Raw genomic sequence first — 21,008 nt, forward strand, 5'->3', positions numbered from 1 at the left:
TGGGCAAGGAAAGCCCCGGCGATCAGGGTCATGATGCCCACGTAAAGGGCGAAGAGGATGCCCATCATCACCAGCTGCTGGGGGTACATGGGCACGCCAAGGATTCTTCCCGGGGCCACCCTTTCCGCATAGCGGGGCTGGGTGTGCTTCTGCTTCATCATGATGGCCATGTGCATTCCGATGAGGGCCATGAGAAGCAGGGGAAGCCAGAGGACATGAAGGCTATAGAGCCTGGGAATGGCCTTCTCGGAACCGGGGAACTCCCCCCCGAACATCACCTGGGCCAAGGTGGACCCCACCCAGGGGATGGAGGCGGCGATCCCGTAGCCGATGCGGGTGGCGGTGACGGCGTAGTTGTCGTAAGGCAGGGCATAGCCCGTGAAGGCGGTGACCACCGCCAGGCCCAAGAGGGCGAGGCCCACCAGATAGTTAAGCTCCCTAGGCTTCTTGTAGGCTCCCGAAAGCAGGATGCGGAGCATGTGCAAGAAGGCGGCGGCGATCATCACGTGGGCCGACCAGTGGTGGAGGCTACGGATCACCGCTCCGAAGGGGAGGCTATCAATGTAGAGCACGCTGGCGTAGGCCGCGGGCACGGTGCGGCCATCGGGGAGCCTAACCTCCCGGATGGAGGGCTCAAAGTTCAAGGTGAGGAAGATGCCGGTGAGCACCAGGACGATGAAGGCAAAGAGGGTGATCTCCCCCAGGAAGAAGGAGTGGTGTACGGGAAAGGCCTTGCGCAAGACCTTTTGGTAAAGGCCGGTAAGGTCCAGGCGTTCGTCTAGCCACTTGTACATGCTTCCCTCCTAGACGTGACGGCAGAAGCCGGCTTCCGCCTTCACCCCTACCTCGCCCAAAAACTCCCCCGCGGCCACCAAAACGCCCCCCTCCACCTTGAGGGGAAGCTGGGGCACGGGCCTGGGTGGGGGGCCTGCCACGACCCTGGCCCCATGGGTGAAGTCAAACGTTCCACCGTGGCAGGGGCAAAGGCCCGCCTTCTTGTCCGCCACCCACTGGCTCACGATGCATCCCAGGTGGGTGCAGACGGCGGAAAAGGCCACCACGCCTTCCACGCTGTGCTGGGCCACCTCGGGAGAGAGCTCCTCGGGGCGATAGCGCACCACCAAAACGGTGTTCTTGGCCTCACCGCTTTTCACCACCTTCGTTTTGGGGTCCATGGGATAGGCCAGAAGGAAGGGGTCTCCAGGCTTCAGCTCCTCGAGGCGGATGGGCTTGGCCTCCCCTCCCCCTTGGGCGTAGACCAGGATGTCCCCCGGCTTCAAGGGCTCCTTCTCCGGGGTGACCTCGGCCTTGGGGCGCAGGCTGGCCCCCACGTAGAAGGCGGAGACCAGGGAGAGGCCGATTCCGGTGCCAATGGCGGTCTTCAGGAAAAGCCGCCTACGGGATCGTTGCAAGCGGATCTCGCGTTCGTCCATACCTCACCTCTCACCAGGGGAAGTGGCTCTTCTCCTCCTCGGTGACCACCTCATCCCGGCCATAGAACTTCTTGTAAATGCCCAAAAGGACCGCCACCACCAGGCTGATGGCCCCGAAGACCAAGCCCTGGAGCCAGGTGGGGTTGTGCCCGGTCTGGGCGGAGTAGATCAGGAGGCGCACGAAGAAGCCGGAAAGGGCCGTAAGGAGGAGGACCAGGATCACCCCGGCCACCATGGGGGCGGTGGAGGGGGTGGGGAAATGGCGCCCAGGGCGAAGTTCTATGCCCTCCAGCCAGTAGGAGACCAGGCCGATGAGGCCATAGAGGAGGAAGACGGCGCCGAAGGCCATCAGGCCGATCTGGCCCACGGAGAGCTCCTCTGGGGTATGGCCCAGGAGGCGGGCGATGTGGAGCCCATCCAGGTAGGCCATATAGAAGAGGCCTGCGGCCAGGATGAGGGCGAAGGTGGGAAGGATGGGGTCGTTGCGGTACATGCTCCCTCCTTACTCCACCGGGCCGAAGCTGTTGCCGAAGCTGTTGCGGATGTAGGTGGCCACGGCCTTGAGGTCCTCGTCCGAGAAGGCGGCACCCACCGCCGGCATGGCTCCGCGCCCGTTCTTCACGATGTTTAGGATCATCTGGGCGTCCTTGAGGTTGGGGCTCCCCGCCAGGGCGGGCATAACCGGGGGCATTCCTTGGCCGTTGGCCCCATGGCAGGCGGCGCAGCTGGCCTCGTAAAGGGACTTGCCCTTCTCCATGAGGGCCGGGTCCACGTTGGCGGCCGGGACCGCTCCTTCCTTGGGAGCCTGGGCCTCCTGGGCCGGCGGGGCTACCTGGGCCACCACGGTTTCCGCGGCTGGGCTTAGGGCGAAGTAGGCCCAGATGCCGCCCAACACGATCACCGAGGCCACCACGTACCAGATGGGGTTGAAGCGCACTGGCTCCACGGGGAGCTCGGGTTCCCCCACCGCCAGGCGGAGCTCGAGGGTCCCCGCCACCTCGCTCCCCTCGTCCAGGCCCAGGACCATCACGTCGGGATAGTTGTTTACGGTGAAAGGGATCTCCCTTATCTCCTCGCCTCCCCCACGGAAATGGGTCACCACCCGTAGGACGTGCTCCCCATCCGGGATCTTTCGGGTGTCCAGGTTCAGCCGGTAAGGGGGTTCCTTGAGAACCGCCAGGGGTTCGCTGGCCCCATCCAGGTACACCTCAATCCGGTCTACGACCATTCTGCCTCCCTTTGTGAAGGGGGGTACAAACCCCCACGCCACTACTATAAGCGTACCCTGACAAGGACAGATGTCCCCACTTATGGAAGGGGAGGCTTAGAGGGCGAGGAGGGCCTGGAGGCGAAGGAGGCTTTGCCGGACCCCTTGGGTGCCCCCACCCACCTCCAGGGCTGCGGTGCCGGGAAATCCCCTCAGCCGGGGGGCCAGCCTTTCCCAGGGCAGGGCTCCGGAACCCACGGGCAGGTGGTCATCCCTGCGGGCGTGGTTGTCGTGGAGGTGGAGGTGGAGGATCCGGCCTCCCAAGGCCTCCCAGTAGAGGAAGGGACCCAGGGGGCCCAGTTCTACTAGGGCATGGCCCACGTCCAGGCAGAACCCGTACTGGGGAAAACGGTCCAAAAGGGCCTTGAGTTCCTCGGGGCCCCGGAGGAGGTCCTCCTCGGAGAGGGCCAGGTTCTCCAGGGCCACGGGAAAGGGGAGGGGAAGGAGGGAGGAGAGGGTCTTTTCCAAGGCCTCCCGGGCCAGGCTTAAGGCCATGGGGTGGCGCACGGGCACCTGGCCGGTGTGGAGGACGCCCACCTTGGCCCCCGAGGCCTCGCCAAATTCCAGGGCCCGCTTGAGGCGCTCCTCCGCCAAGGCGCGGACGCTGGGGATAAGGCTGGCCGGGTTCATCTCCACGAAGGGGAGGTGCAGGGTGAACCCTACCCCTAAGGCTTCCCCGGTGGCCCGCAAGGCCCTGGCATCCGGCAGGGGCAGGACCTCGTGCAGGTCGTAGGGGACCTCGAGGTCCAGCCCCAGCTCCGCGGCCAGGCGGAAGGCCTCCTCGTAACCCATCTCCGCATTAAAGGGACTAAAGCCTAGGCGCATCCCTGCCATTTTAGGGGGTTTGCCGGGGGCGTTACCGGATGGCCTCCGCTTTTTTCTGGGCCTCCTCCAGGGCTCGCTGGGGAGGTACGCCGCCCTTTAGGGCCTTTTCCAGGGCCTCGGCCAGGACGCTGGCCCAGGCGGAGAACTGGGGGATACGGGGGCGCTCCTGGGCATAGGCGATCTGCTCAAAGGCCACCTTGCGGAAGGGGTTTTCCCGATAGAAGCCCTCCAGGAGGGGGATGGCCGACTTGCGCACCGGGACGTAGTAGCTGGCCTCCACCCAGCGGGCCACGTTCCCGGGTTCCATGAGGTACTTCCAAAACTCCAGGGCTCCCCGCACCTGGGCTTCCGTGGCCCCCCGCAGGACCACCAGCTGGGCTCCACCCATGGGCACCCTTCCCCCGGGCTCCCGGGGAACGGGGGCCACCCCCAGGGTAAAGGCGAAGGAGAAGTTCTCGGCGGCGGGCCAGTTGGCGATGGAGGCCATGACCATCATGCCCTTGGTGCGCACGAAGTCCAGCTGGGCGAAGGTGGCCTCGGCCATGTTCCTTGCGGAAAGGGCCCCCGCCTTGTTCAGGCGCCATAGCATCTCCAGGGCTTCCAGGGCCTCTTTGGAGGTAAAGTTGGGTTTACCTTCCCGCACCAGGTTCCCGCCCCGGCTGGTCACCATGGCCTCAAAAAGCCAGGCCTGGGGGTCGGTGACGAAGATGAAGCCCTTGGCCTGGCGGGAGGTAAGGGCCTTGGCCACCTCCTCAAACTCCTTCCAGTTCCTTGGGGCCTTAAGCCCTTTGGCCCGGAAGACATCCAGGTTGTAGAAGAGAACGGGGGTAGAGGTATTCAGGGGAAGGCCGTAACGCTTGCCGTCCATGACCCCGTAGTTCCAGGCGGGTTCAAAGAGGTCTTCCAGGAAGGCCCGGTCTAGGTTCAGGTAGGCGTCCAGGGCCACGGCCCGGCCTTCCCCCACGAGCCGGGGGAAGAAGCTGATCTCCGCCTGGAAAAGCACGGGTTGGCTTCCCGTGCGCAGGGCCGCCACCAGTTTGGTTTCCGCATCCCGGTAGTCCCCCGCGTACTGGGGGGTGACCCGGTAAAGCCCTTGCCGGGTGTTGAACTCCTGGGCGAAGCTGGAGAGAAGCCGGCCCGCGGGGCCATCCATGGAGTGCCAGAAGGAAACCTCCACCTGGGCTAGGCCGGGAAGGAGGAAGAGGACCAGGGCAACCAGCTTTTTCATGGAGGGGATTTTACCACCCTCCTTGTCAGAGGGGTATCAGGCCTTTTCTCCCCCCACCGGGTGCCGCAGGTGCCCTACCGCCTTTCCACCGCCAGGGCTTTTTTCTGGGCCTCCTCGAGGGCCGCCAAGGGCCTCACCCCCTGTTTGAGGCTCCTTTCCAAGGCCTCTTCCAGGTAGCTATACCAGACCACCAGCTCCGGGTCCTGGCTCCAGGGACGCCCCACCTCCGCCTGGGCGAAGACCGCTTGCCTTTCGGGATCTTTCAGGAAATCGGCCAGCTCTTTTTCCGCCTCCTTCCTGAGGGGTAGGTACCAGGTGGTGCGCACCCACCCCGCTTGGCGTTTGGGTTCCAGGAAGTGGAGCCAGAAGGCCACCGCCCCTCGGGCCTGTTCGGGGCTTGCCCCTTTGAGCACCGCCAAGGCCGCCCCGGAAAGGGGCACCGCACCCCCTTCCCGCCTCGGCAGGGGGGCTAGGCCCACAGCGAAGGGTAAGGAGGTTTGGGAGAGGACCACGGGCAGGGCCGTGGTGGGCCCGATGCCCATGAAGGCCTTGGTACGCAGGAAATCGGCCACGGCAAACTGGGCCTCCGCCAGGTTCCTGGCCTGGGCATGCCCCTTCTGCACCATGCGGTGGAGCATCTCCAAAGCCTCCACCACCTCCTTGGAGGTGAAGGCGGGAAGCCCATCCTTGACCAGGCTCCCCCCCAGGCTCATGACGATGGCGTTAAAGCTCCAGATGTCGGTGGAGATCACCATCCCCTTGCTGGTGCGGCTGGTGAGCCTACCGGCGGCCTCCTCCACCTCGGCCCAGGTCCTGGGGGGCCTAAGGCCCCGGGCGCGGAAGGCATCCTTGTTGTAGTAAAGGACGGGAACGGAAAGCCCCAGGGGAAGGCCATACGTCTGGCCCCGGACCTGGGTGGTTCGCATCATCTCCGGGTGGAGGTCCTTGGGCAGGTTTTGCAGGTAGGGGTTCAGGGCCAAGGCTACCCCTTCCTGGGCCAAGCGGGGCAGGAAGGAAAGCTCCCCGTGGAAAAGGACCGGGGCTCCTCCCGAGCGCAAAGCGGCCAGGAGCTTTACCCCCGCTTCCCGGTAGTCCCCCACGTACCGGGCTTCCAGGCGGTAGGTGCGCTGGGACTCGTTGAAGCTCTTGATAGCCTCTTCCACCACGCTATCCCCCGGGGGGCCTGCCGTGTGCCAAAAGGGGATGACCACCTGGGCCTGAGCCAGGGAAAAAAGGACCAGGGGCAGGGAGAGAAGCCGCCTCATGCCCTAAAGGTTACCGGGCCTGGGGTGAGAGGGCTGAGAAGGGAAGGGAAAGCTCCTTAAGAAAGGGCTCGGCCCTACGGTAAAGGACCTCCCGGAGGGCCAGGAAGCGTTCCCTTGCCGCCAAGCCGGGGAAGTTGGGGGGAAGAAGCTCTGGGGGCAGCAGGGGGTCTAGGAAAAGGAGCTTGCGCATCTCGTGTACCAACCGGGTGAGGGCCTGGAAGGCCCCCAGGGGGTCTTCCGGCACCCCTTGGGGAAAGAGGGCCTGGTAGTGGGCGGAAGCTTCCTCCAAGAGGAAGGCCCGCAAGACCTCTTCCTTGGCCCCCAGGTGCTCCGCCCGGAAAAGGGTGGCGGAAAGCCCGTAAAAGGCGAGAAGCTCCCGGGTGGCGGCCGGGTCCACCCCTGCCCCCAGATAGACCCCGCTTTGCAGGCTACCGTAGCCCAAAAGGGCCATCTCCCGCCGAAAGCGCTCCCTCTCCCCCCGTTCCTTGGGACCTTCCGGCAGGACCAGGAGGAAACGCCCGTCCCAGGGGCTGGGGGGGTCGTAGAGGCGTTTCCGCACCTGGCGCACCTGCCAGTAGACCCGGTCGGAAAGGGCGTAGTAGGCCAGCCTTCCCAGCCGCCGGGGCTCCACCCAGCCCCTTTTGGCGCTCCGGGAAAGGGCCGCCCGCACCGCAGCTTCGGAGAAGCCCAAGACCTCCATCATGGCGATAAGGTCCCGCACCGGGGCACGCCTTTCCGGGTAGACATATTCCAAAAATATGGTGAAAAGGGTGGATCTCGCCCGCATCAGAAGGCTGGCTCCAAAAGGCGTTCCCTGTACTCCTTGAGGGCGCCCTCGAGGAAAGCCGCCAAGGGCATGGTCCCCAGGTTCCCCCGAAGCCGCCTGCGGACGCTCACCGTGCCCTCGGCCTTTTCCTTGTCCCCCACCACCAGGATGTAGGGCACCTTCCCCACCTCGGCGTCGCGGATGCGGGCCTGCATGCGCTCAGGGCGCAGGTCGGCTTCGGCCCTGAGGCCCGCCTCTTTGAGCTTAGAGACCACCTCCTTGGCGTAGTCCTCCTGCTTTTCCGAAACCGGGACCACCACCATTTGCACCGGGGAAAGCCACAGGGGGAAGTTCCCGGCAAAGTGCTCTATCAGGATGCCGATGAAGCGCTCCAAGGAGCCGAAGGGGGCACGGTGGATCATGACGGGGCGGTGCTCGGCCCCATCCGGCCCCACATAGGTGAGGCCGAAGCGCTCGGGCAGGTTGTAGTCCACCTGGATGGTACCCAGCTGCCACTCCCTGCCCAAGGCGTCTTTGACCACGAAGTCCAGCTTGGGGCCATAGAAGGCGGCATCCCCTTCCTCCACCGTGTAGTGAAGGCCGGCTTCCAAGGCCGCCTCCTCAATCTGCCTTTCCGCCAAGGACCATTTGGCCTCATCGCCCACGTACTTTTTGCTTTTGGGGTCCCGGGTGCCGATCCGGGCTCTATAGTCCTTTAGGCCCAGGGTGGCAAGCACCTTCAGCACCAGATCCAAGACCCCTAAGAACTCCCCCTTCACCTGCTCGGGGGTACAGAAGAGATGGGCGTCGTCCTGGGTGAAACCCCGTACCCGCGTGAGGCCCAAAAGCTCCCCCGCCTTCTCGTAGCGGTAGACGGTGCCGAACTCGGCAAGCCTTAGGGGAAGCTCCCGATAGGAGCGCTTCTTAAAGGCATAGATGCGGATATGGTGGGGGCAGTTCATGGGCTTCAGGAGGTACTCCTCCTCCTCGCCCCGCTCCTGGAAACGGATGGGGGGGAACTGGCTTTCCGCATAGTAGGGGTAGTGGCCGCTGGTCCGGTAGAGCTCGAGGCTCCCGATATGGGGGGTGGTGACCAGCTGGTAGCCCCGCCGGATCTGCTCCTCCCGCATGAAGGCCACCAGTTCCTCGCGGATCACGTTGCCCTTGGGAAGCCAAAGCACCAGCCCCTTCCCCACCATGGGATCTATGAGGAATAGCTCCAGTTCCCGTCCCAAGCGGCGGTGGTCCCGCTTCTTGGCCTCCTCCAGTTGCCAGAGGTACTCTTTGAGCTCCTCCGCGGTGCGGAAGGCCACCCCGTAGACCCGTTGCAGCATGGGCCTGGTTTCGTCCCCCCGCCAGTAGGCCCCGGCCACGTGGGTGAGCTGGAAATGGGGTGGGATGCGGCCCGTGGAGGGCACATGGGGCCCGCGGCAGAGGTCGGTGAAGCCGTAAGTCTCGTCCCCCTGCTGGTAGAAGCTGATCTCCTCCTCCTCGGGCAGGTCCAGGATGAGCTCGGTCTTGTAGGGGTCCTTGCCCTGGTAGCGGGAAAGGGCCACCTCCCGGGGCAACACGTAGCGGCGCAAGGGGAGGTCTTTGGCGATGATGGCCCGCATCCTTTCCTCTATGGCGGGGAGGTCTTCGTCGGAGATGGGCTCGGGGGCGTCTATGTCGTAGTAGAAGCCCTTTTCTATCACCGGCCCCACCCCAAGCTTCACGCTTTCCGGATCGTAGCCCTTTTCGGCAAAGAACTCCTTTACCGCCTGGGCCAGCACGTGGGCCAGGGTGTGGCGGAAGAGGAGCTGGTACTCGGGGTCCTTCTCGGTGAGGATCCTGACCTGGGCCCCCGGGGGGAGGGGCTTGAGGAGGTCGTAAAGCTCCCCGTTCACCAAGGCGCCCACGGCGGCCTTGGCCAGCCCCGGGCCTATGGCCCGGGCCACGTCCCAGGCGGTGGCGCCCTCCTCCACCTCGAGGGCCTTTCCATCCGGTAGGTAGACCACCATGGACCCTACTATACACAGCCCGGTGGCCGGTTGGGACCGGCCCAGCTTAGGCCCAAACCCCCTTTGAGGCCCTGGGGTAGGCCGGCGAAAACCTTTCCCTCGCGCCAGGGGAAGCCCCTGGTCCCTAGGGGGCCTGGAAGGCGGTCATCCAGCTGGGGGTGAGGCCTTATCCCTCTTGCGGCAACTTCCTGCCGGCATAAAGGGCCCAGGCGTAGAAGAAGGCCGCCAGGAGGAAGAGGCTGGGAAAGCCCAACCGGTCCGCTAGCCATCCTCCCAGCACGGTAGAAAAGGCAAAGAGCCCGGCTACGGTGTTGGCGAGGCCGATGTGGGCGCTGCGTTCCTCCGGGGGGGCCAGGTTTAGAAGGTAGGTGGTGGTGGCAAGCCCCAAGGCGGCCAAGTAGGCTCCTTGCAGCAGAAAGACCAGGCCAAAAAAGGGGGGAGGCAGGAGAAGGGCCAGAAGGGGAGCGAAAAGGGCTAGGAACGACCCAGCCTGAAGCACCCCTTTGGAGCTCCGCTCCCCCAGCTTGGCCCAAAGCAGGTTGGAAAGGGTGAAGGAGAGGGCGTAAAGGGAGAGGTAAAGGCCAAGCTCCTTTCCCTGGCCCAAAGCCCGCACGGCGTACACCGCATAGAAGGGCTCGGCCATGCCGGCTAGGCCTAGGAGAATGCGCACCCGTAGGTAGCGGCGGAAGCCGGGTTTTTGCAGGGGGAGCCAAAGGTCAAGCCTATGGGTCCTGGGGGGTTCCTCGGGTTCCTCCGTGAGGCCAAAGAGGTACCACCCCAGGCCGAAGGCCAGGGCTCCTAGGGCGAAGAGGAGGGCATAGGGCAGGGGAAAGGGGAGGGGGAGGGCCAGGATTTCCCGCACCCCAAACCCTGCCAGGAAGGCCAGGAGCCCCCCCACCAGGTTCCGGGCGGAAAAGAGGTGGGCCCGCCGCTCCGTGGGGGTGGTCTTGGCCACCACCTCCCAGAAGGGAAGGCTGGAAACCCCGGTGAAAAGGGCGTTCAGCAGAAGCCCGAGGAGGAAGCCCGTTAGGAGCAGGCCAGGCCAGCTCCCCAGGAAGAAGGCGGACAAGGCCATGAGAAGTACTCCGGAAAGCCTTAAGGCGGCAACCCGCCGGTACAGGAGGATTTTCCGGGGAAACCGGGCCACGTAGGAGGCCAAAAAGGCCTGGGGGATCATGCCCCCCGCCTGGAGCAAGGCGGGCAGGAGGCCGATCAAGGCTCCCGGGGCCCCCAGCTTGGCGGCGAAGCTGGTGAGCACGATGTTGGGGTTTAAAAGGGTATCCCCAAGCCAAACCAGCCAGCCGTTCAACACCGCCAGGCGGTAGTTGCGTTCCCGAAGGTCTAAGATGGTGAGGATGCTGCTGCTTCCTTCCCTTGGGCCCTTCCACATCCTGCATCCACGCTACAACGCCGCCACCGTTTTGGCCCTTTTGGAGGAGGCCCGCCCCAAGGTTGTGTACCTGGCCTCCCACTCAGAGGTGGAACTGGAAGGGGGCCTTTGGCGGGAGGAGGACCCGCTTCTTTTCCATCTCCTGCCTTGGGCGGAGGAAAGGGGAATCCCGGTGGTGGCCCTGGACGAGGAGGCGCACCTCAAAGGGGAGGCCGAGGCTTTCCGCCAGGCCCTGGCCCAGCATCCCTTGGGCCAGCCCCATCTGGAGAGGATGCGGGGTTTTGACCAGGAGCTTTGGCAGCTACTCAGGCTTCCCCTTACCCCAGAGGACCTAGGCTCCGAGGGCTTCCTCTCCCGCTTACGCCAGGTGTATGGGGGTTTCGTGCAGGCTTTTGGGGAAGGGCCAGCCACGGGTTTTAGGGCCCGGCGCATGGCGAGGGTGGCGGAGGGGCTTAAGGGCCGGGAAGGGGCGGTGGTGGCGGAGCTTCTGGACTATTCCCTTCTGGCCCAGAAGTTTCCCCAGGCCCTGCCCAAGGCCCATGAACCCACGGAGGCGGAGCGGCAAAGGGCGCTTTTGGATCGGGCCTGGCAGCTTAAGGAAGGGGACGACTGGGTAGGGCTTCTGGAGGGGCTTTTCCAGATTGGAAGTCCTGAGGCCCTTTACCTGGCGGCCCAGGTTTACCTGGCAGCGGGGGAGTGGCGGGAGGCCTTGGCCCTCATGGAGGAGGTCTTCCGCATGGACTTCCAGTACCCCGGGTACCTTCCGGGCTACGTGCTGGCGCGTTTTGGCCAACTCTTGGACCTGGCGGGGGAAAGGGAACGGGCCTTGAGGGCCTACCGGGGGGTATTGGCCCTCTCCTGGGCCCCTGAGGAGGCGAGGGCCATGGCCTTGGCGGGGTTGAGAGCCCCGTTTCGCCTTCCTTCCTGAGGGTCCCAGGAAGGAAAAGGAGGCTTGGCCAGCCTAGGGCTAAAGTGGGGCTTTGGGACAGTCCACCAGGCTCCCAAGAGTTGGGGCATTTGTCCCGGGAGCCGTTGCCTAAAATGCGAGCATGGAGGTGGAGATTCGCCGGGCTCGCCACGCGGCCTATCTCCGCTTGGCGGCGGCCCATGCGGGTCCCTTGGGGCCGGCCCTTTTAGGGCACCCTGAGCTGGCTCCCCTTTACTCCCAGGCTTATGCCGCTTGCCGAGGGGCCAAGGAGCTGCCCTGCGCGGGGGTTGGGGGAGAGCCGCGGGCGTGTGTGGTGCGGCGGTTAGAGCACCTGGCCTACAGTGCCCTGCGCGGGGGCAAGCGCCGGCGGGAGCAGGAGAAGGCTATGGTGGAGGGGCTTTTGCTGTGCCTAGGCCATCTGGCCCAGGAGTTTCCCCCCGAGTTTGCCCCTATCCTCGAGGCCACCCGGAGGGTCCTGGAGAAGGACCTGCAGTACCTTAAGGGCCTGTCCCCGGATGGGCCCCTGCCCGCTTCCTAGCCCTGGCCTCCTCGGGACTTCTACCCGCTAGGCATGGAGCCCCGATGGGCCGGGGTCTAGTGGTCCTCTGTACCGACGGAATAGCCTCCCCCCGGACGGGGCCAGGGGGTGGGAGGGGCCTAAGCCCCTGGCCAGGCTAGAGCAGGTGGTGCATCTTGCCCAGGACCAGCATCACCGCCACGGTGCTGGCGGCCAGGATGATGAGGATCAACATGAAAAGGACGAAGCGGAGGTCAAAGGTCTCCCCCTCGGTGGTGAGGATGCGGGGGTTCAGGATGAGGTAGAAGAGCAGGGTAACCAAGGCCGCTCCCATGGCAAACAGTACGATGTACACCATGTTCTCCCTCCCGTTACCAGAGGCTGAAGAGCGCCTCCAGGCTTGCCCGTAAGTTTACCAGACCCACCCCGTAGGTGGGAATCCCCAAGGCTAAACCCACGCTTCCCCAGTAGGGCCCGGGGCTTATGGGTAGGTCCAGGCTGAGGGGAGGGCTTTCCCAGGGGCCGTAGGCCCGTACCTCACGGTAGAGGAGGCCGGTGGGGGCTTCCACGTGGAGGGCCAGGGGCTCCCCTTCGGCGTCCAGGGGTAGCCAGCCCTCGGCGGTTTCCTTGGCTCCCGGGAAGCTCTGGCCTAGGCCCTCTCCGGGAAAGGCCAGGAGGAGGCGGTCGGGGCGGGTTCTTTCCAGAAGGTGGGCCAGGGGAGCCCGGGTGGGGCCGGTGAGGGGAAGGCCTTCCAGGGTGGGGGAAAGGGGGGAAGGATCCAGGGCCAGAAGTATGCGCCCCCGGAAGGCCAGGCCGTTTAGGGCCTGGAGCACGGCCAGGGCCTCCTCGTAGGGGGCGTGGAGGAGGTAGGTCCTTCCTCCCCGTCCTCCCTCCAGGTAGCCGTACAGGGTGCCGAACTCGTCCAGTCCTGCCCTCACGTGTTCCGAGAGGACCTCGAGGTCCGCGGAAAGCTGTTCCAGCAGTGAGGAAACCATAACCCTCATGGTATTCTAAAGGCCGTGCGTTACCTGGTCCTCTCCGACATCCACGGCAACTGGCCCGCCCTGGAAGCGGTGCTGGAGGCCGCACCCCCTTTTGACCGGGTGCTTTTCCTGGGGGATGCCGTGGGCTACTACCCGGATGGGGACCGGGTGTTGGACTGGCTCATGGAGGTGGAGGCCCAGTGCGTTCTGGGCAACCACGACGCTTGGCTTTTGGCCCTGGACCGTCTGCCAAAGGAGGGGGTGGTCCTGGAGATCCTGGCCTGGCAACGGAAGAGGCTTTCCCAAAGGCACCTGGATTTCCTCGCCTCCTGGCCCTGGCAGAAGGAGGTGGATGGGGCGTTTTTGGTGCACGGCAGCCCCTGTGACCCCCTGGAGTACCTGGATGAGCTGGAACTGGCCCGCCAGGCCTTCGCCTGCACGGAGCACCGCCTCACCTTTCACGGGCACACTCATCTGGCGGGAGCTTTCTTGGAGCTTTCCGGGCCCCGCCCCTGGGTGCGCTACCAGCGCTTTACCGAGGGGGGCGAGCTCCTCCTGCCCCCCACGGTGCGGGCCCTGGCCAACCCGGGTTCGGTGGGCCAGCCCCGCGACCATGTGCCGGGGGCGGCCTTTGCCCTTTGGGAAGGGGACCGGATCTCCTTTTTCCGGGTGGATTACGACCTGGAGGCGGTGGCCCACCGCCTAGCGGAGGAAGGCTTTCCCCCATGGCTCTACACCCGGCTGACCCTTGGGGAATAATCGGCCACGAGGCCGTTTTGGAGCTTTTGCCCCGGCTTGGGGCCTCCACCTTGCTCTTCTCGGGTCCGGAAGGGGTGGGGAGGCGGCGGGTGGCCCGTTGGTATGCCTGGGGGCTCAACCGGGGGTTTCCCCCCCCTGCCCTGGGGGAGCACCCCGACCTCCTGGAGATCGGCCCCAAGGAGCGGGGCCTGAAGGGGCAGGGGGAGATCCGCCTCGAGGAGGTGGAACCCCTTTTCGCCTGGTTCGCCACCCATCCCCGGGAGCGGGTCAAGGTGGCCATCCTGGACTCCGCCCACCTCCTCACCGAGGCTGCGGCCAACGCCCTGTTGAAGCTTCTGGAAGAACCTCCTTCCTACGGGCGCATTGTCCTCATCGCCCCAGGCCGCGCCACCCTCCTTCCCACTCTGGCCAGCCGGGTTCTGGAGGTGGCCTTCCCTCCGGTTCCCGAGGAGAAGCTTTACCCCTTGACCCAGGATCCCGAGCTTCTGGCCTACGCCGCCGGGGCCCCGGGCCGGCTTTTGCGGGCTCTGGCGGACCTCCCGGCCTTCCGGGCCCGGATGGAAAGGGCCAAGGAGGTGGGGCGCAGGCCGCCATTGGCGAGGGTAGCCCTTCTCAAGGAACTCTTAGAGGAAGAGGAGGGATTCTTCGCCCTCTACGCCGCTTTTCGCCACTCGCCCGGGGCGCTTTTGGCCCTGGAGGCTGCTCGGGAAGCCTTGGAGCGCTATGTGAGCCCGGACCTGGTCCTGGCCCGCTTGGCCTTAGACTTGGAAACATGACCGTGGGCGTTCGCTTGCACGCCGATCTGCGCAAAGCCCGCACCCCTGTCCTGCGCTACTTTCGCTTCCAGGGGGAGCCCCCTCCCCTGGAGGCGTATGTGGTGGTGCGCACCAGCCGGGGCTTGGAGGTGGGAAAGGTGCGCACCCCGCCCCGCAAGGAAAAGGAGGCGGGGGAGGTGGTGCGCCTGGCCACCAAGGAGGATCTGGACCTGGCCTCAAGGCTCCGGGCCAAGGCGGAGGAGGCGGCCTTTTACCTGCGGGCCCGTCTTCAGGAAGAGGGGGTGAGGGCTAAGGTGCTGGGGTGCGACTTCACCCTGGATGGCCGCCACCTTTCCGTGCACTACGCTGCGGAGGAGCGGGTCAACCTCCGGCGCTTTACCCGGGAGCTTGCCGAACGCTTTGGGGCCCGGGTGGAGTTCCTGGCGGAGGGCCCCCGGGAGGAGGCCGCCTATTTGGGAACCTTGGGGGCTTGTGGGATGGAGAGTTGCTGCTCCACCTGGCTCCAGGGCTTTGCCCAGGTGTCCATCAAGCTGGCCCGCGACCAGGGGCTTCCCCTAAGCCCGGAGAAGATCTCCGGCCCCTGCGGCCGGCTCCTTTGCTGCCTGGCCTATGAGCACCCGGTATACCAGGAGCTTCTGGCGGAACTTCCCCGCAAAAACGCCCGGGTCTGCACCAAGGCCGGGGTCTGCGGGAAGGTGCAGAAGGTGAATCCCTTGAAGGGGACGGTGGAGGTTTTGCTGGAAGAGGGGAAGACGCTGGAGGTAACCAAAGAGGAGCTGGCGTGACGGGGATGAGCCGAGCCCAGGTTTTTGCCCTTTGGGTGAGCCGGATGGCCTTGAACCGCCAGGGCACCGAGGCCCAGGTCTTTCTGCGAACCCCTTTGGGGGAGGGTTTTCTTTACCTGCGCTCGGATGGCTTCGCCCACTTTGTCCAGGGCCTGGCCGGGGAGGAGGTGGTGGACTTCACCCTGGGCAGGGGGCAGGTGATCCTTCGCTTCCAAGACGGTAGTACCCTCACCCTAGGCCGCCGCTTTGGGCAGCTGGCCAAAACCTGGACCCCGTGACCCTACTTCTCGTAGGGCTTGCCCACCGCGGCCGGAGGGCGGCTTTTGCCCATGAAGCCTGCCAAGACCAAGACGGTGACCACGTAGGGGAAGGCCTGCACCAAGACCGCGGGCAGGATCTCCGTACCCTGAAGCTGAATGGCCAAGGCGCTGGCGAAGCCGAATAGCAGGGTGGAGAAGAGGATGCCCAAGGGGTGCCATTTGCCGAAGATCATGGCCGCCAGGGAGATGAAGCCCATGCCCGCCGACATGCCCCGCACAAACTGGTTGAGGAAGCCGATGGCCAGGTAGGCCCCAGCGAGGCCCGCCAGGATCCCGGAGAGAACCACCCCGATGTAGCGCATGCGGTACACGTTCACCCCCAAGGTGTCGGCGGCCTCGGGGTGCTCGCCCACGGCCCGAAGCCTAAGGCCAAAGGGGGTCTTGAAGAGGACCCACCAGGATAGGGGCACCAGGAGAAAGGCCAGGTAGACCAGGGGGGAAAGGGCAAAGCCTTCGGGGCCTAGGAGGGGGAGGCGGTTCACCACCTCCTTGGAGTTGGTGGCGTTGCCGTAGAAGTAGGTAAGCACCAGGCTGGGGGCTCCCAGGGCCAGGAGGTTGATGGCGGTGGCGCTGATGATCTGGTCTGCCCGGTACTTGAGGGAAACCACGGCGTGCACCCAGGCCACCAGCCCACCCACGGCCATGGCGCTCAAGACCCCCACCCAGGGAAGCCAAGGATGGGGTCCGGGGCCTAGGGCGTACTCCAGCCTTTCCACCACCACCGCTGCGGTGAGGGCCCCGAAGAGGATGATGCCCTCGAGGGCGATGTTCACCACCCCGCTCCTTTCGGAGAACATCCCTCCCAAGGCGGTGAGCAAAAGGGGGGTGGTCTGGCGCAGGGTGGAGAAGAAGAGGGCGATCCAAAAGGCCGTGTCCAGGTTCATCGGGCCTCCCCCCTTTCCTCCCGTTTGCGGGCCTCTTCCCTAACCTCCACCTCCGCTGCCCTCAGGGGATCGGTGAAGTAGCGGGGCAGGAAACCCCCGGCGGCGATGAAGAGCACGATCAAGGCCTGAAGCACCGCCACCAGTTCCCGGCTGATGCCCAGCTGTAGGTTCACCTGCAAGCCCCCGGTGAGGAGGATGCCGAAGAGCCAAGCGGCCAGGCCTACCCCCAAGGGGGTGTTCTGGCCCATGAGGGCCACGGCGATGCCGTCAAAACCCACAGAGTAGGGAAGGGCTTGCTTCAGGCGGTACTCGTCAATCCCTCCCCCCAGCACGTAGTGGGTGGCGGCCAGGCCCGCCAAAGCCCCGGCCAGGAACATGATGAGCACCACCTTCCGCCCGGCCAGCACCCCCCCGTACTCCGCGGCCTTGGGGGCTAGGCCCATGGCCCTGAGCTCATACCCCCCCACGGTGCGGAAGACGTAGAAGTGGAAGAAGAAAAGGGCCAAAAGGGCGAGGAGGAAGGCCCCGTTAAGCCGCACCGAGGTGAGGTCGGGGCCAAAGCTCACCGTGGGTCCAGGCAAAAGGCCCCCCATCCCATAGCCCACCGCACCCCCAAGGAGGCCCAGGAGCACCCGATGGCCTAGGCTCTTCCGGGTAAGGAAGTAGCCCAGGAGGCCCAAGAGGAGGGCCAAGGGTAGGGCGAAGGAAAGCTCCCCGCCCGGGGCCACCAGCTCGGTCCAGTGGGGGATGCGGGCCTCGGGGCGGATCTCGTGGCTCCGGGCCTCGTAGCCCGGGTACTTGAAGGGCAAATACAGGGTGCGCCCAAAGAACTTGTACTCGTTGGCGGAGATAAGGAAGAGGAAAAGGCTTGCGGCGATGTAGTTCAGCATGATGGTGTTGATCACCTCGTGGGCCCCAAAGCGGGCCTTAAGCCATCCCGGAAGGGCGCCCCAAAGCCCCCCGGCCAGGGCGGCGGCCAGGATGGCCAGGGGCAAGACCAGCCACCTGGGACCGGGCAGGTACACCCCCACCAGCATGGCGGCGATGGCCCCCAGGATGAGCTGCCCCGGGGCCCCGATGTTGAAAAGCCCCCCGCGGAAGCCCAAGGCCACGGCCAGCCCGGTGAAGATCAAGGGGGTGGCCAGAAGGAGGCTTTGCAGGAAGCCCGAGGGGTTGACCAGGGGGCTATAGAGGAGCTGGTAGGTGTAGGTGATGAGGTCCAGCTTCAGCATCAGGGCTTCCCTCAGGCTTTGGGCCTCCCCTGGGGCCTTCTTCATCACCGCCACGATGACCCCGCCCAGCAAGGAGGCCAGGAGGAGGGAGAAGAGGGGCACCACTACCCCCCGGCGGCGCACCAAGAAGGCCAGGCCCCCCGGGGAAAAAAGCCGGGCCAAAAGGAGGAGGTACAGGCTAAAGGCCAAGGTGGCGTAGCTCCCAAGCCCCAGGCTGTACCGCCTGAGGATGGGCCTTTCGGCTCCGGCGTTCACCTGGGCCACGCTGGCTTGGAAGAGGAGGTAGGTGAGGAGGAAGAGGCCTAGGCCCAGGATCCCCAGGAGGTAGAGCTTCCGGGCGGGCTTGGGGGTCCAGGCCAGGACCAGGGTAAGGGCCAGCCAGGCCAGGGAGGGGTAGAAGACCCCAAGGAGCCAGCCATCCTGGTAGCCGGGGGGCAGGCTTCCTTGGGGCAGGTGGTGGCCGAAGGGGCTTAGGAGCACGCCCTCGCCGCCAAAAAGGCGATGGGGTACCGCCCAGGGGGCCAGGTACCAGAGGAGGAAAAGAGCCCCTCCTCCCAAGGCCACCAGGACGCCTAGGCGCCTCTCGTCCGTCAACACGCCCAAGATTGTACCCTAGCCCCGGGGGTCTAAAGTCCTGGAAGGTGTTAGACTCCTTCCGTGGCGGTTTCCCCGGAGGAAAAGGCCAAGCGGGTGCGGCGCATGTTTTCCGAGATCGCCCCCCGCTACGACCTCTTGAACCGGCTTCTTTCCTTCGGGGCCGATCTGCGCTGGCGCAGGCGGGCGGTGGCCTTGGCCCTGGAGAAGGGTCCCAGGCGCATCCTGGACCTGGCCACGGGTACCGGGGACCTGGCCCTGATGCTCAAGAGGAGGGCCCCCCTTGCGGAGGTGGTGGGGGCGGACTTCGCCCCGCCCATGCTGGAGCTTGCCCGCAGGAAAGCCCAGGCGCAGGGCCTGGGGGTGGAGTTCCTGGAGGCGGATGCCCTGGCCCTTCCTTTCCTTGGAGGGAGCTTTGATGCCATCACCATCGCCTTTGGTTTCCGCAACTTTGCCGACTACCGCAAGGCCCTCCTCGAGCTACGCCGGGTCCTGGCCCCTGGGGGGCGGCTGGTCATCCTGGAGTTTCCCCCGCCCCCAAGGGGGGCCTTTGGCCTGGTCTACCGGGTCTACTTCCAAAGGGTCTTGCCCTTCCTGGGGGGGCTGGTTTCGGGAAGCTTTGGGGCCTACCGCTACCTCCCGGAAAGCGTGGAGGCCTTTCCCCCCCCAGAGGCCCTAAAGGCCATGATGGAGGAGGCGGGCTTTCGGGTGCGCTACGAGCTCCTCACCTTGGGGGTGGCGGCCATCCACGTGGGGGACTTGGAGGCCTAGTGAGCCCAGTGGGGCTACCTTGCGGCCTCCCTCAGCTCCTCATCCGTGGGGATGCGCCCTGCCCTTAGGTTCTCCACCAGGTACCGGGCCATGCGCCCCAGGGCGTCCCGCACCCGGCGCCACTCCTCCAGGGGTTTTCCCGAAGGGTCGGGGAAGGAGACGTGGCGCTTTTCCGTCTTGGCGGGGTAGGCGGGGCAGGCTTCCCGTGCGGCGTCGCACACGGTGAGGACCAGGTCAAACTCCCAGGGGTTGGGCACCTCCAGGAGGGTTTTGGAAAAGTGCCCCCCCAGGTCAACCCCCACCTCGGCCATCACCCTTTTGGCCTCCTCCTTGACGAAGGTCTTCTCGGTGCCGGCGGAGTGGACCTCGAGGTCCACCCCCATCTCCTGGGCCAGGTGCCGGAGCCAACCCTCCGCCATCTGGCTACGGGCGGAGTTGTGGGTGCAAAGGACGAGAAGGCGCATCCCCCATAGCCTACCTTGCCCGGTCAGAAAATGGTCAGGTGGCCCTAGCCCTGCCCTTGGCCAGCCCAAGGCCCAGGCTCCGGAAGGGACTCGCCTGGGCGAGGGCCCGGGACAGGGTGAGGTTAAAGCCTCCTCTCGTACTCCTCCACCCTATCCGCCAGGACCTTTAGGCCCTTCTGCCAGAAGGCGGGGCTTTCCAGGTCAAAGCCATGGCGGGCCGCCAGCTCCTTGGCCCGGTACATGCCCGAGGAGGCCAGGAGCTCCCCGTACCGCTCGGCGAAGCCCGGGTCCTCCTTGGCCTCCTGGTACACGGCCAAGCCGAAGAGAAGGCCAAAGGTGTAGGGGTAGTTGTAGAAGTCGGCGCCGTAATAATGCCCCTTCACCGCCCACATGTAGGGATGATGGCTGGCCAGGGCCTCCCCGTAGGCCTCCTGCTGGGCCTTCAGCATGAGCTCCTTGAACTCCCTGGGGGAAAGCTCCCGGGCCTTTCGCCGGGTAAACACCCAGGACTCAAAGAGGAAGCGGCTATAGATGTCCACCACCACCTGGGCCGCCCCTTGCAGGTAGGCGTCCAGGATCAAAAGCCCCTCCTCGGGAGAGGCCTCCTTGAGGGCCGCCTCCACCACCAGGGTCTCGTTCATGATGCTGGCGGTTTCCGCCAGGGTCATGGGCACCTCCCTTAAGGAGGCGGGCACCTGGGCCAGGGCGAAGTTGTGGTAGGCGTGGCCCAGCTCGTGGGCCAGGGTGGAGACGGATTCAAAGCTCTCCTCGTAGTTGGCCAGGATGAGGCTTTTTCCCCCACCCCTTGGCATGCAGTAGGCCCCGCCCACCTTGCCCTTCCGGGGCAGGAGGTCCATCCAGCGCTCCCTAAAGGCGGCCTCCGCCACTTCGGCGGCCTGGGGGACCAGGGTAGCGAGCTTTTCCCGGATGAAGTCCCGGGCCTCCTCCAGGGTCCAGCGCCGGCCCTTGCCGATGGGGGCAAAGAGGTCCCACCAGTCCAGCCTCTCCTTGCCCAGGGCCTTGGCCTTTAGGAGGTAGTAGCGGCGGAATAGGGGGAGGCTTTCCCTGACCGCCTCGAGGAGGGCCGAAAGGGCCTTCTTGGTGATGCGGTTTTTGTGCAGGCTGGGCTCGAGGTCCTCCCGGTACCCCCGCCTGCGGTTCAGCACCGAGGCCTCCCCCTTGACCCCGTTTAGGGCGTAGGCCAGGGGCACCTGGTGGGCTTCCCAGGCCTTAAGCTCCGCCTGGTAGGCCTTCCTTCGCACCTCCTCCTCGGGGCGGAAGTAGAGGTTGCGCACCTTGGTGAGGGGCAACTCCTCCCCGTCCACCACCGCGGTGATCTGGCTGGTGAGGTTCTCGTGGAGTTTGGCCCAGGCCTGGCGCCCGGAAAGGGAAAGCTCCGCGGCCAGGACCTCCTCCCCCTCGGGCATCATGTGCAGGGCCTCCTCCTTGGCCTCCTCCACCAGGATGCGGTAAGGGCCGGCCTCCTCCGGGTCCTGTAGGGCCAGGTAGCGGGTGAGGCGGGGCCTTATACGGGCAAAATCCAGGAAGAGCACCTCCAGCTCCGAAAGCTTGGCCAAGGCGGCCTCGTCGCCCGTGTCGGCGCTGAAGCGGGCGTAGAGGTAGGCCCAAAGGGGGGTGGCTTCCTCCGTTAGGGCATCCAGGGTGGCGAGGACCTCCCCTAGGGAGGCTTCCCCTTCCACCAGCTCCTTAAGCTGATGGATCCGCTTCCCCACCCCATCCCAGGCCGCCTGGAACTCGGGGCTTTCCAGACCGGGGAAAAGGGGGGTTAGGTCCCAGGTGGTTTCCATGGCCCCACTATAC

Annotated in this window: 23 protein-coding genes; 7 read left to right on the plus strand and 16 right to left on the minus strand. The window is 65.5% G+C overall.

The window, feature by feature from the left end; all coding sequences use genetic code 11:
* From Q0693_RS08595 to Q0693_RS08640, 10 genes are all read right to left on the minus strand, one after another.
* The coding region (locus tag Q0693_RS08595; protein ID WP_298630763.1) for a cytochrome b N-terminal domain-containing protein at positions 1-794 on the minus strand (794 nt) is incomplete at its 3' end.
* Between the two features lie 9 nt (positions 795-803).
* Complete coding sequence (locus Q0693_RS08600; RefSeq protein WP_298630766.1) at positions 804-1,433, minus strand: Rieske 2Fe-2S domain-containing protein; 630 nt, start codon at positions 1,431-1,433, stop codon at positions 804-806.
* A 10-nt stretch (positions 1,434-1,443) separates the two neighbouring features.
* The gene (locus Q0693_RS08605; RefSeq protein WP_243030556.1) at positions 1,444-1,926 is read right to left on the minus strand and encodes a cytochrome C; all 483 of its coding nucleotides are present in this window, start codon (positions 1,924-1,926) and stop codon (positions 1,444-1,446) included.
* Between the two features lie 9 nt (positions 1,927-1,935).
* Complete coding sequence (locus Q0693_RS08610) at positions 1,936-2,661, minus strand: c-type cytochrome (protein WP_298630769.1); 726 nt, start codon at positions 2,659-2,661, stop codon at positions 1,936-1,938.
* Positions 2,662-2,757: 96 nt separating this feature from the next.
* The gene (locus Q0693_RS08615) at positions 2,758-3,525 is read right to left on the minus strand and encodes a sugar phosphate isomerase/epimerase family protein (RefSeq protein WP_298630774.1); all 768 of its coding nucleotides are present in this window, start codon (positions 3,523-3,525) and stop codon (positions 2,758-2,760) included.
* Positions 3,526-3,556: 31 nt separating this feature from the next.
* Entirely contained in the window at positions 3,557-4,753 is a 1,197-nt protein-coding gene (locus tag Q0693_RS08620; RefSeq protein ID WP_298630777.1) for an ABC transporter substrate-binding protein, read from the minus strand.
* A gap of 74 nt (positions 4,754-4,827) precedes the next feature.
* Entirely contained in the window at positions 4,828-6,018 is a 1,191-nt protein-coding gene (locus Q0693_RS08625; protein WP_298630779.1) for an ABC transporter substrate-binding protein, read from the minus strand.
* 10 nt (positions 6,019-6,028) lie between these two features.
* Positions 6,029-6,805 (minus strand): PaaX family transcriptional regulator C-terminal domain-containing protein, encoded by a 777-nt coding sequence (locus tag Q0693_RS08630; RefSeq protein WP_243030561.1) that lies wholly within the window; start codon positions 6,803-6,805, stop codon positions 6,029-6,031.
* On the minus strand, positions 6,805-8,784 hold the full coding sequence (gene thrS / locus Q0693_RS08635) for a threonine--tRNA ligase (protein ID WP_298630782.1): 1,980 nt from the start codon (positions 8,782-8,784) through the stop codon (positions 6,805-6,807). The genes Q0693_RS08630 and thrS overlap by 1 nt, the downstream gene beginning before the upstream one ends.
* 166 nt (positions 8,785-8,950) lie before the next feature.
* Positions 8,951-10,174: an MFS transporter gene (locus tag Q0693_RS08640; RefSeq protein WP_243030565.1), complete on the minus strand. Its 1,224-nt coding sequence runs from the start codon at positions 10,172-10,174 to the stop codon at positions 8,951-8,953.
* Here Q0693_RS08640 and Q0693_RS08645 point away from each other — a divergent pair.
* A complete protein-coding gene (locus Q0693_RS08645) occupies positions 10,131-11,102 on the plus strand; it encodes a hypothetical protein (RefSeq protein WP_298630786.1) in 972 nt (323 codons plus the stop codon). The two genes, Q0693_RS08640 and Q0693_RS08645, sit on opposite strands and share 44 nt — an antisense overlap.
* A gap of 121 nt (positions 11,103-11,223) precedes the next feature.
* Positions 11,224-11,640, plus strand: a complete 417-nt coding sequence (locus Q0693_RS08650; RefSeq protein ID WP_298630789.1) for a hypothetical protein — start codon at positions 11,224-11,226, stop codon at positions 11,638-11,640.
* Between the two features lie 136 nt (positions 11,641-11,776).
* On the opposite strand, the gene Q0693_RS08655 is transcribed toward Q0693_RS08650, so the two are convergent.
* Together Q0693_RS08655 and Q0693_RS08660 are read right to left on the minus strand one after the other, a co-directional pair.
* Positions 11,777-11,977, minus strand: a complete 201-nt coding sequence (locus Q0693_RS08655) for a hypothetical protein (protein ID WP_298630792.1) — start codon at positions 11,975-11,977, stop codon at positions 11,777-11,779.
* Positions 11,978-11,990: 13 nt separating this feature from the next.
* A complete protein-coding gene (locus Q0693_RS08660) occupies positions 11,991-12,614 on the minus strand; it encodes a hypothetical protein (RefSeq protein WP_298630795.1) in 624 nt (207 codons plus the stop codon).
* 24 nt (positions 12,615-12,638) lie between these two features.
* On the opposite strand from Q0693_RS08660, the gene Q0693_RS08665 reads away from it, so the two are divergent.
* From Q0693_RS08665 to Q0693_RS08680, 4 genes are read left to right on the plus strand one after another with little or no spacing between them, the layout of a single operon-like run.
* Complete coding sequence (locus tag Q0693_RS08665; protein WP_243030571.1) at positions 12,639-13,361, plus strand: metallophosphoesterase family protein; 723 nt, start codon at positions 12,639-12,641, stop codon at positions 13,359-13,361.
* Positions 13,328-14,137 (plus strand): DNA polymerase III subunit delta', encoded by an 810-nt coding sequence (locus Q0693_RS08670; protein WP_243030572.1) that lies wholly within the window; start codon positions 13,328-13,330, stop codon positions 14,135-14,137. The genes Q0693_RS08665 and Q0693_RS08670 overlap by 34 nt, the downstream gene beginning before the upstream one ends.
* Positions 14,134-14,922 (plus strand): regulatory iron-sulfur-containing complex subunit RicT, encoded by a 789-nt coding sequence (gene ricT, locus Q0693_RS08675; protein WP_243030574.1) that lies wholly within the window; start codon positions 14,134-14,136, stop codon positions 14,920-14,922. The genes Q0693_RS08670 and ricT overlap by 4 nt, the downstream gene beginning before the upstream one ends.
* A gap of 5 nt (positions 14,923-14,927) precedes the next feature.
* Entirely contained in the window at positions 14,928-15,200 is a 273-nt protein-coding gene (locus Q0693_RS08680) for a hypothetical protein (protein ID WP_298630802.1), read from the plus strand.
* A gap of 2 nt (positions 15,201-15,202) precedes the next feature.
* Here the strand turns inward: Q0693_RS08680 and Q0693_RS08685 are convergent, their stop codons facing one another.
* Entirely contained in the window at positions 15,203-16,126 is a 924-nt protein-coding gene (locus Q0693_RS08685) for an ABC transporter permease (protein ID WP_298630805.1), read from the minus strand.
* Positions 16,123-17,955, minus strand: coding sequence for an ABC transporter permease (locus Q0693_RS08690; protein ID WP_298630809.1), 1,833 nt, complete (start codon positions 17,953-17,955; stop codon positions 16,123-16,125). The genes Q0693_RS08685 and Q0693_RS08690 overlap by 4 nt, the downstream gene beginning before the upstream one ends.
* Positions 17,956-18,015: 60 nt before the next feature.
* Between Q0693_RS08690 and ubiE the strand changes: the two genes are divergently transcribed.
* Entirely contained in the window at positions 18,016-18,723 is a 708-nt protein-coding gene (gene ubiE / locus Q0693_RS08695; protein WP_298630812.1) for a bifunctional demethylmenaquinone methyltransferase/2-methoxy-6-polyprenyl-1,4-benzoquinol methylase UbiE, read from the plus strand.
* Positions 18,724-18,737: 14 nt separating this feature from the next.
* On the opposite strand, the gene Q0693_RS08700 is transcribed toward ubiE, so the two are convergent.
* Positions 18,738-19,187 carry an arsenate reductase ArsC gene (locus Q0693_RS08700; protein ID WP_298630815.1) on the minus strand — a complete coding sequence of 150 codons (450 nt, stop codon included), beginning with the start codon at positions 19,185-19,187 and terminating at the stop codon, positions 18,738-18,740.
* 122 nt (positions 19,188-19,309) lie between these two features.
* Complete coding sequence (locus Q0693_RS08705; protein WP_298630817.1) at positions 19,310-20,995, minus strand: M3 family oligoendopeptidase; 1,686 nt, start codon at positions 20,993-20,995, stop codon at positions 19,310-19,312.
* Positions 20,996-21,008: the final 13 nt, after the last annotated feature.

It is taken from the genome of uncultured Thermus sp. (genome assembly GCF_938010445.1).
GTDB lineage: Bacteria > Deinococcota > Deinococci > Deinococcales > Thermaceae > Thermus > Thermus altitudinis.

What these genes read in the sequence shown, in the direction of transcription:
- Q0693_RS08600 (WP_298630766.1), bottom strand. Translation starts at nt 1,433, where the DNA reads ATGGACGAACGCGAGATCCGCTTGCAACGATCCCGTAGGCGGCTTTTC.
- Q0693_RS08605 (WP_243030556.1), bottom strand. Translation starts at nt 1,926, where the DNA reads ATGTACCGCAACGACCCCATCCTTCCCACCTTCGCCCTCATCCTGGCC.
- Q0693_RS08610 (WP_298630769.1), bottom strand. Translation starts at nt 2,661, where the DNA reads ATGGTCGTAGACCGGATTGAGGTGTACCTGGATGGGGCCAGCGAACCC.
- Q0693_RS08615 (WP_298630774.1), bottom strand. Translation starts at nt 3,525, where the DNA reads ATGCGCCTAGGCTTTAGTCCCTTTAATGCGGAGATGGGTTACGAGGAG.
- Q0693_RS08620 (WP_298630777.1), bottom strand. Translation starts at nt 4,753, where the DNA reads ATGAAAAAGCTGGTTGCCCTGGTCCTCTTCCTCCTTCCCGGCCTAGCC.
- Q0693_RS08625 (WP_298630779.1), bottom strand. Translation starts at nt 6,018, where the DNA reads ATGAGGCGGCTTCTCTCCCTGCCCCTGGTCCTTTTTTCCCTGGCTCAG.
- Q0693_RS08630 (WP_243030561.1), bottom strand. Translation starts at nt 6,805, where the DNA reads ATGCGGGCGAGATCCACCCTTTTCACCATATTTTTGGAATATGTCTAC.
- thrS (WP_298630782.1), bottom strand. Translation starts at nt 8,784, where the DNA reads ATGGTGGTCTACCTACCGGATGGAAAGGCCCTCGAGGTGGAGGAGGGC.
- Q0693_RS08645 (WP_298630786.1), top strand. Translation starts at nt 10,131, where the DNA reads ATGGTGAGGATGCTGCTGCTTCCTTCCCTTGGGCCCTTCCACATCCTG.
- Q0693_RS08640 (WP_243030565.1), bottom strand. Translation starts at nt 10,174, where the DNA reads ATGTGGAAGGGCCCAAGGGAAGGAAGCAGCAGCATCCTCACCATCTTA.
- Q0693_RS08650 (WP_298630789.1), top strand. Translation starts at nt 11,224, where the DNA reads ATGGAGGTGGAGATTCGCCGGGCTCGCCACGCGGCCTATCTCCGCTTG.
- Q0693_RS08655 (WP_298630792.1), bottom strand. Translation starts at nt 11,977, where the DNA reads ATGGTGTACATCGTACTGTTTGCCATGGGAGCGGCCTTGGTTACCCTG.
- Q0693_RS08660 (WP_298630795.1), bottom strand. Translation starts at nt 12,614, where the DNA reads ATGGTTTCCTCACTGCTGGAACAGCTTTCCGCGGACCTCGAGGTCCTC.
- Q0693_RS08670 (WP_243030572.1), top strand. Translation starts at nt 13,328, where the DNA reads ATGGCTCTACACCCGGCTGACCCTTGGGGAATAATCGGCCACGAGGCC.
- ricT (WP_243030574.1), top strand. Translation starts at nt 14,134, where the DNA reads ATGACCGTGGGCGTTCGCTTGCACGCCGATCTGCGCAAAGCCCGCACC.
- Q0693_RS08680 (WP_298630802.1), top strand. Translation starts at nt 14,928, where the DNA reads ATGAGCCGAGCCCAGGTTTTTGCCCTTTGGGTGAGCCGGATGGCCTTG.
- Q0693_RS08685 (WP_298630805.1), bottom strand. Translation starts at nt 16,126, where the DNA reads ATGAACCTGGACACGGCCTTTTGGATCGCCCTCTTCTTCTCCACCCTG.
- Q0693_RS08700 (WP_298630815.1), bottom strand. Translation starts at nt 19,187, where the DNA reads ATGCGCCTTCTCGTCCTTTGCACCCACAACTCCGCCCGTAGCCAGATG.
- Q0693_RS08705 (WP_298630817.1), bottom strand. Translation starts at nt 20,995, where the DNA reads ATGGAAACCACCTGGGACCTAACCCCCCTTTTCCCCGGTCTGGAAAGC.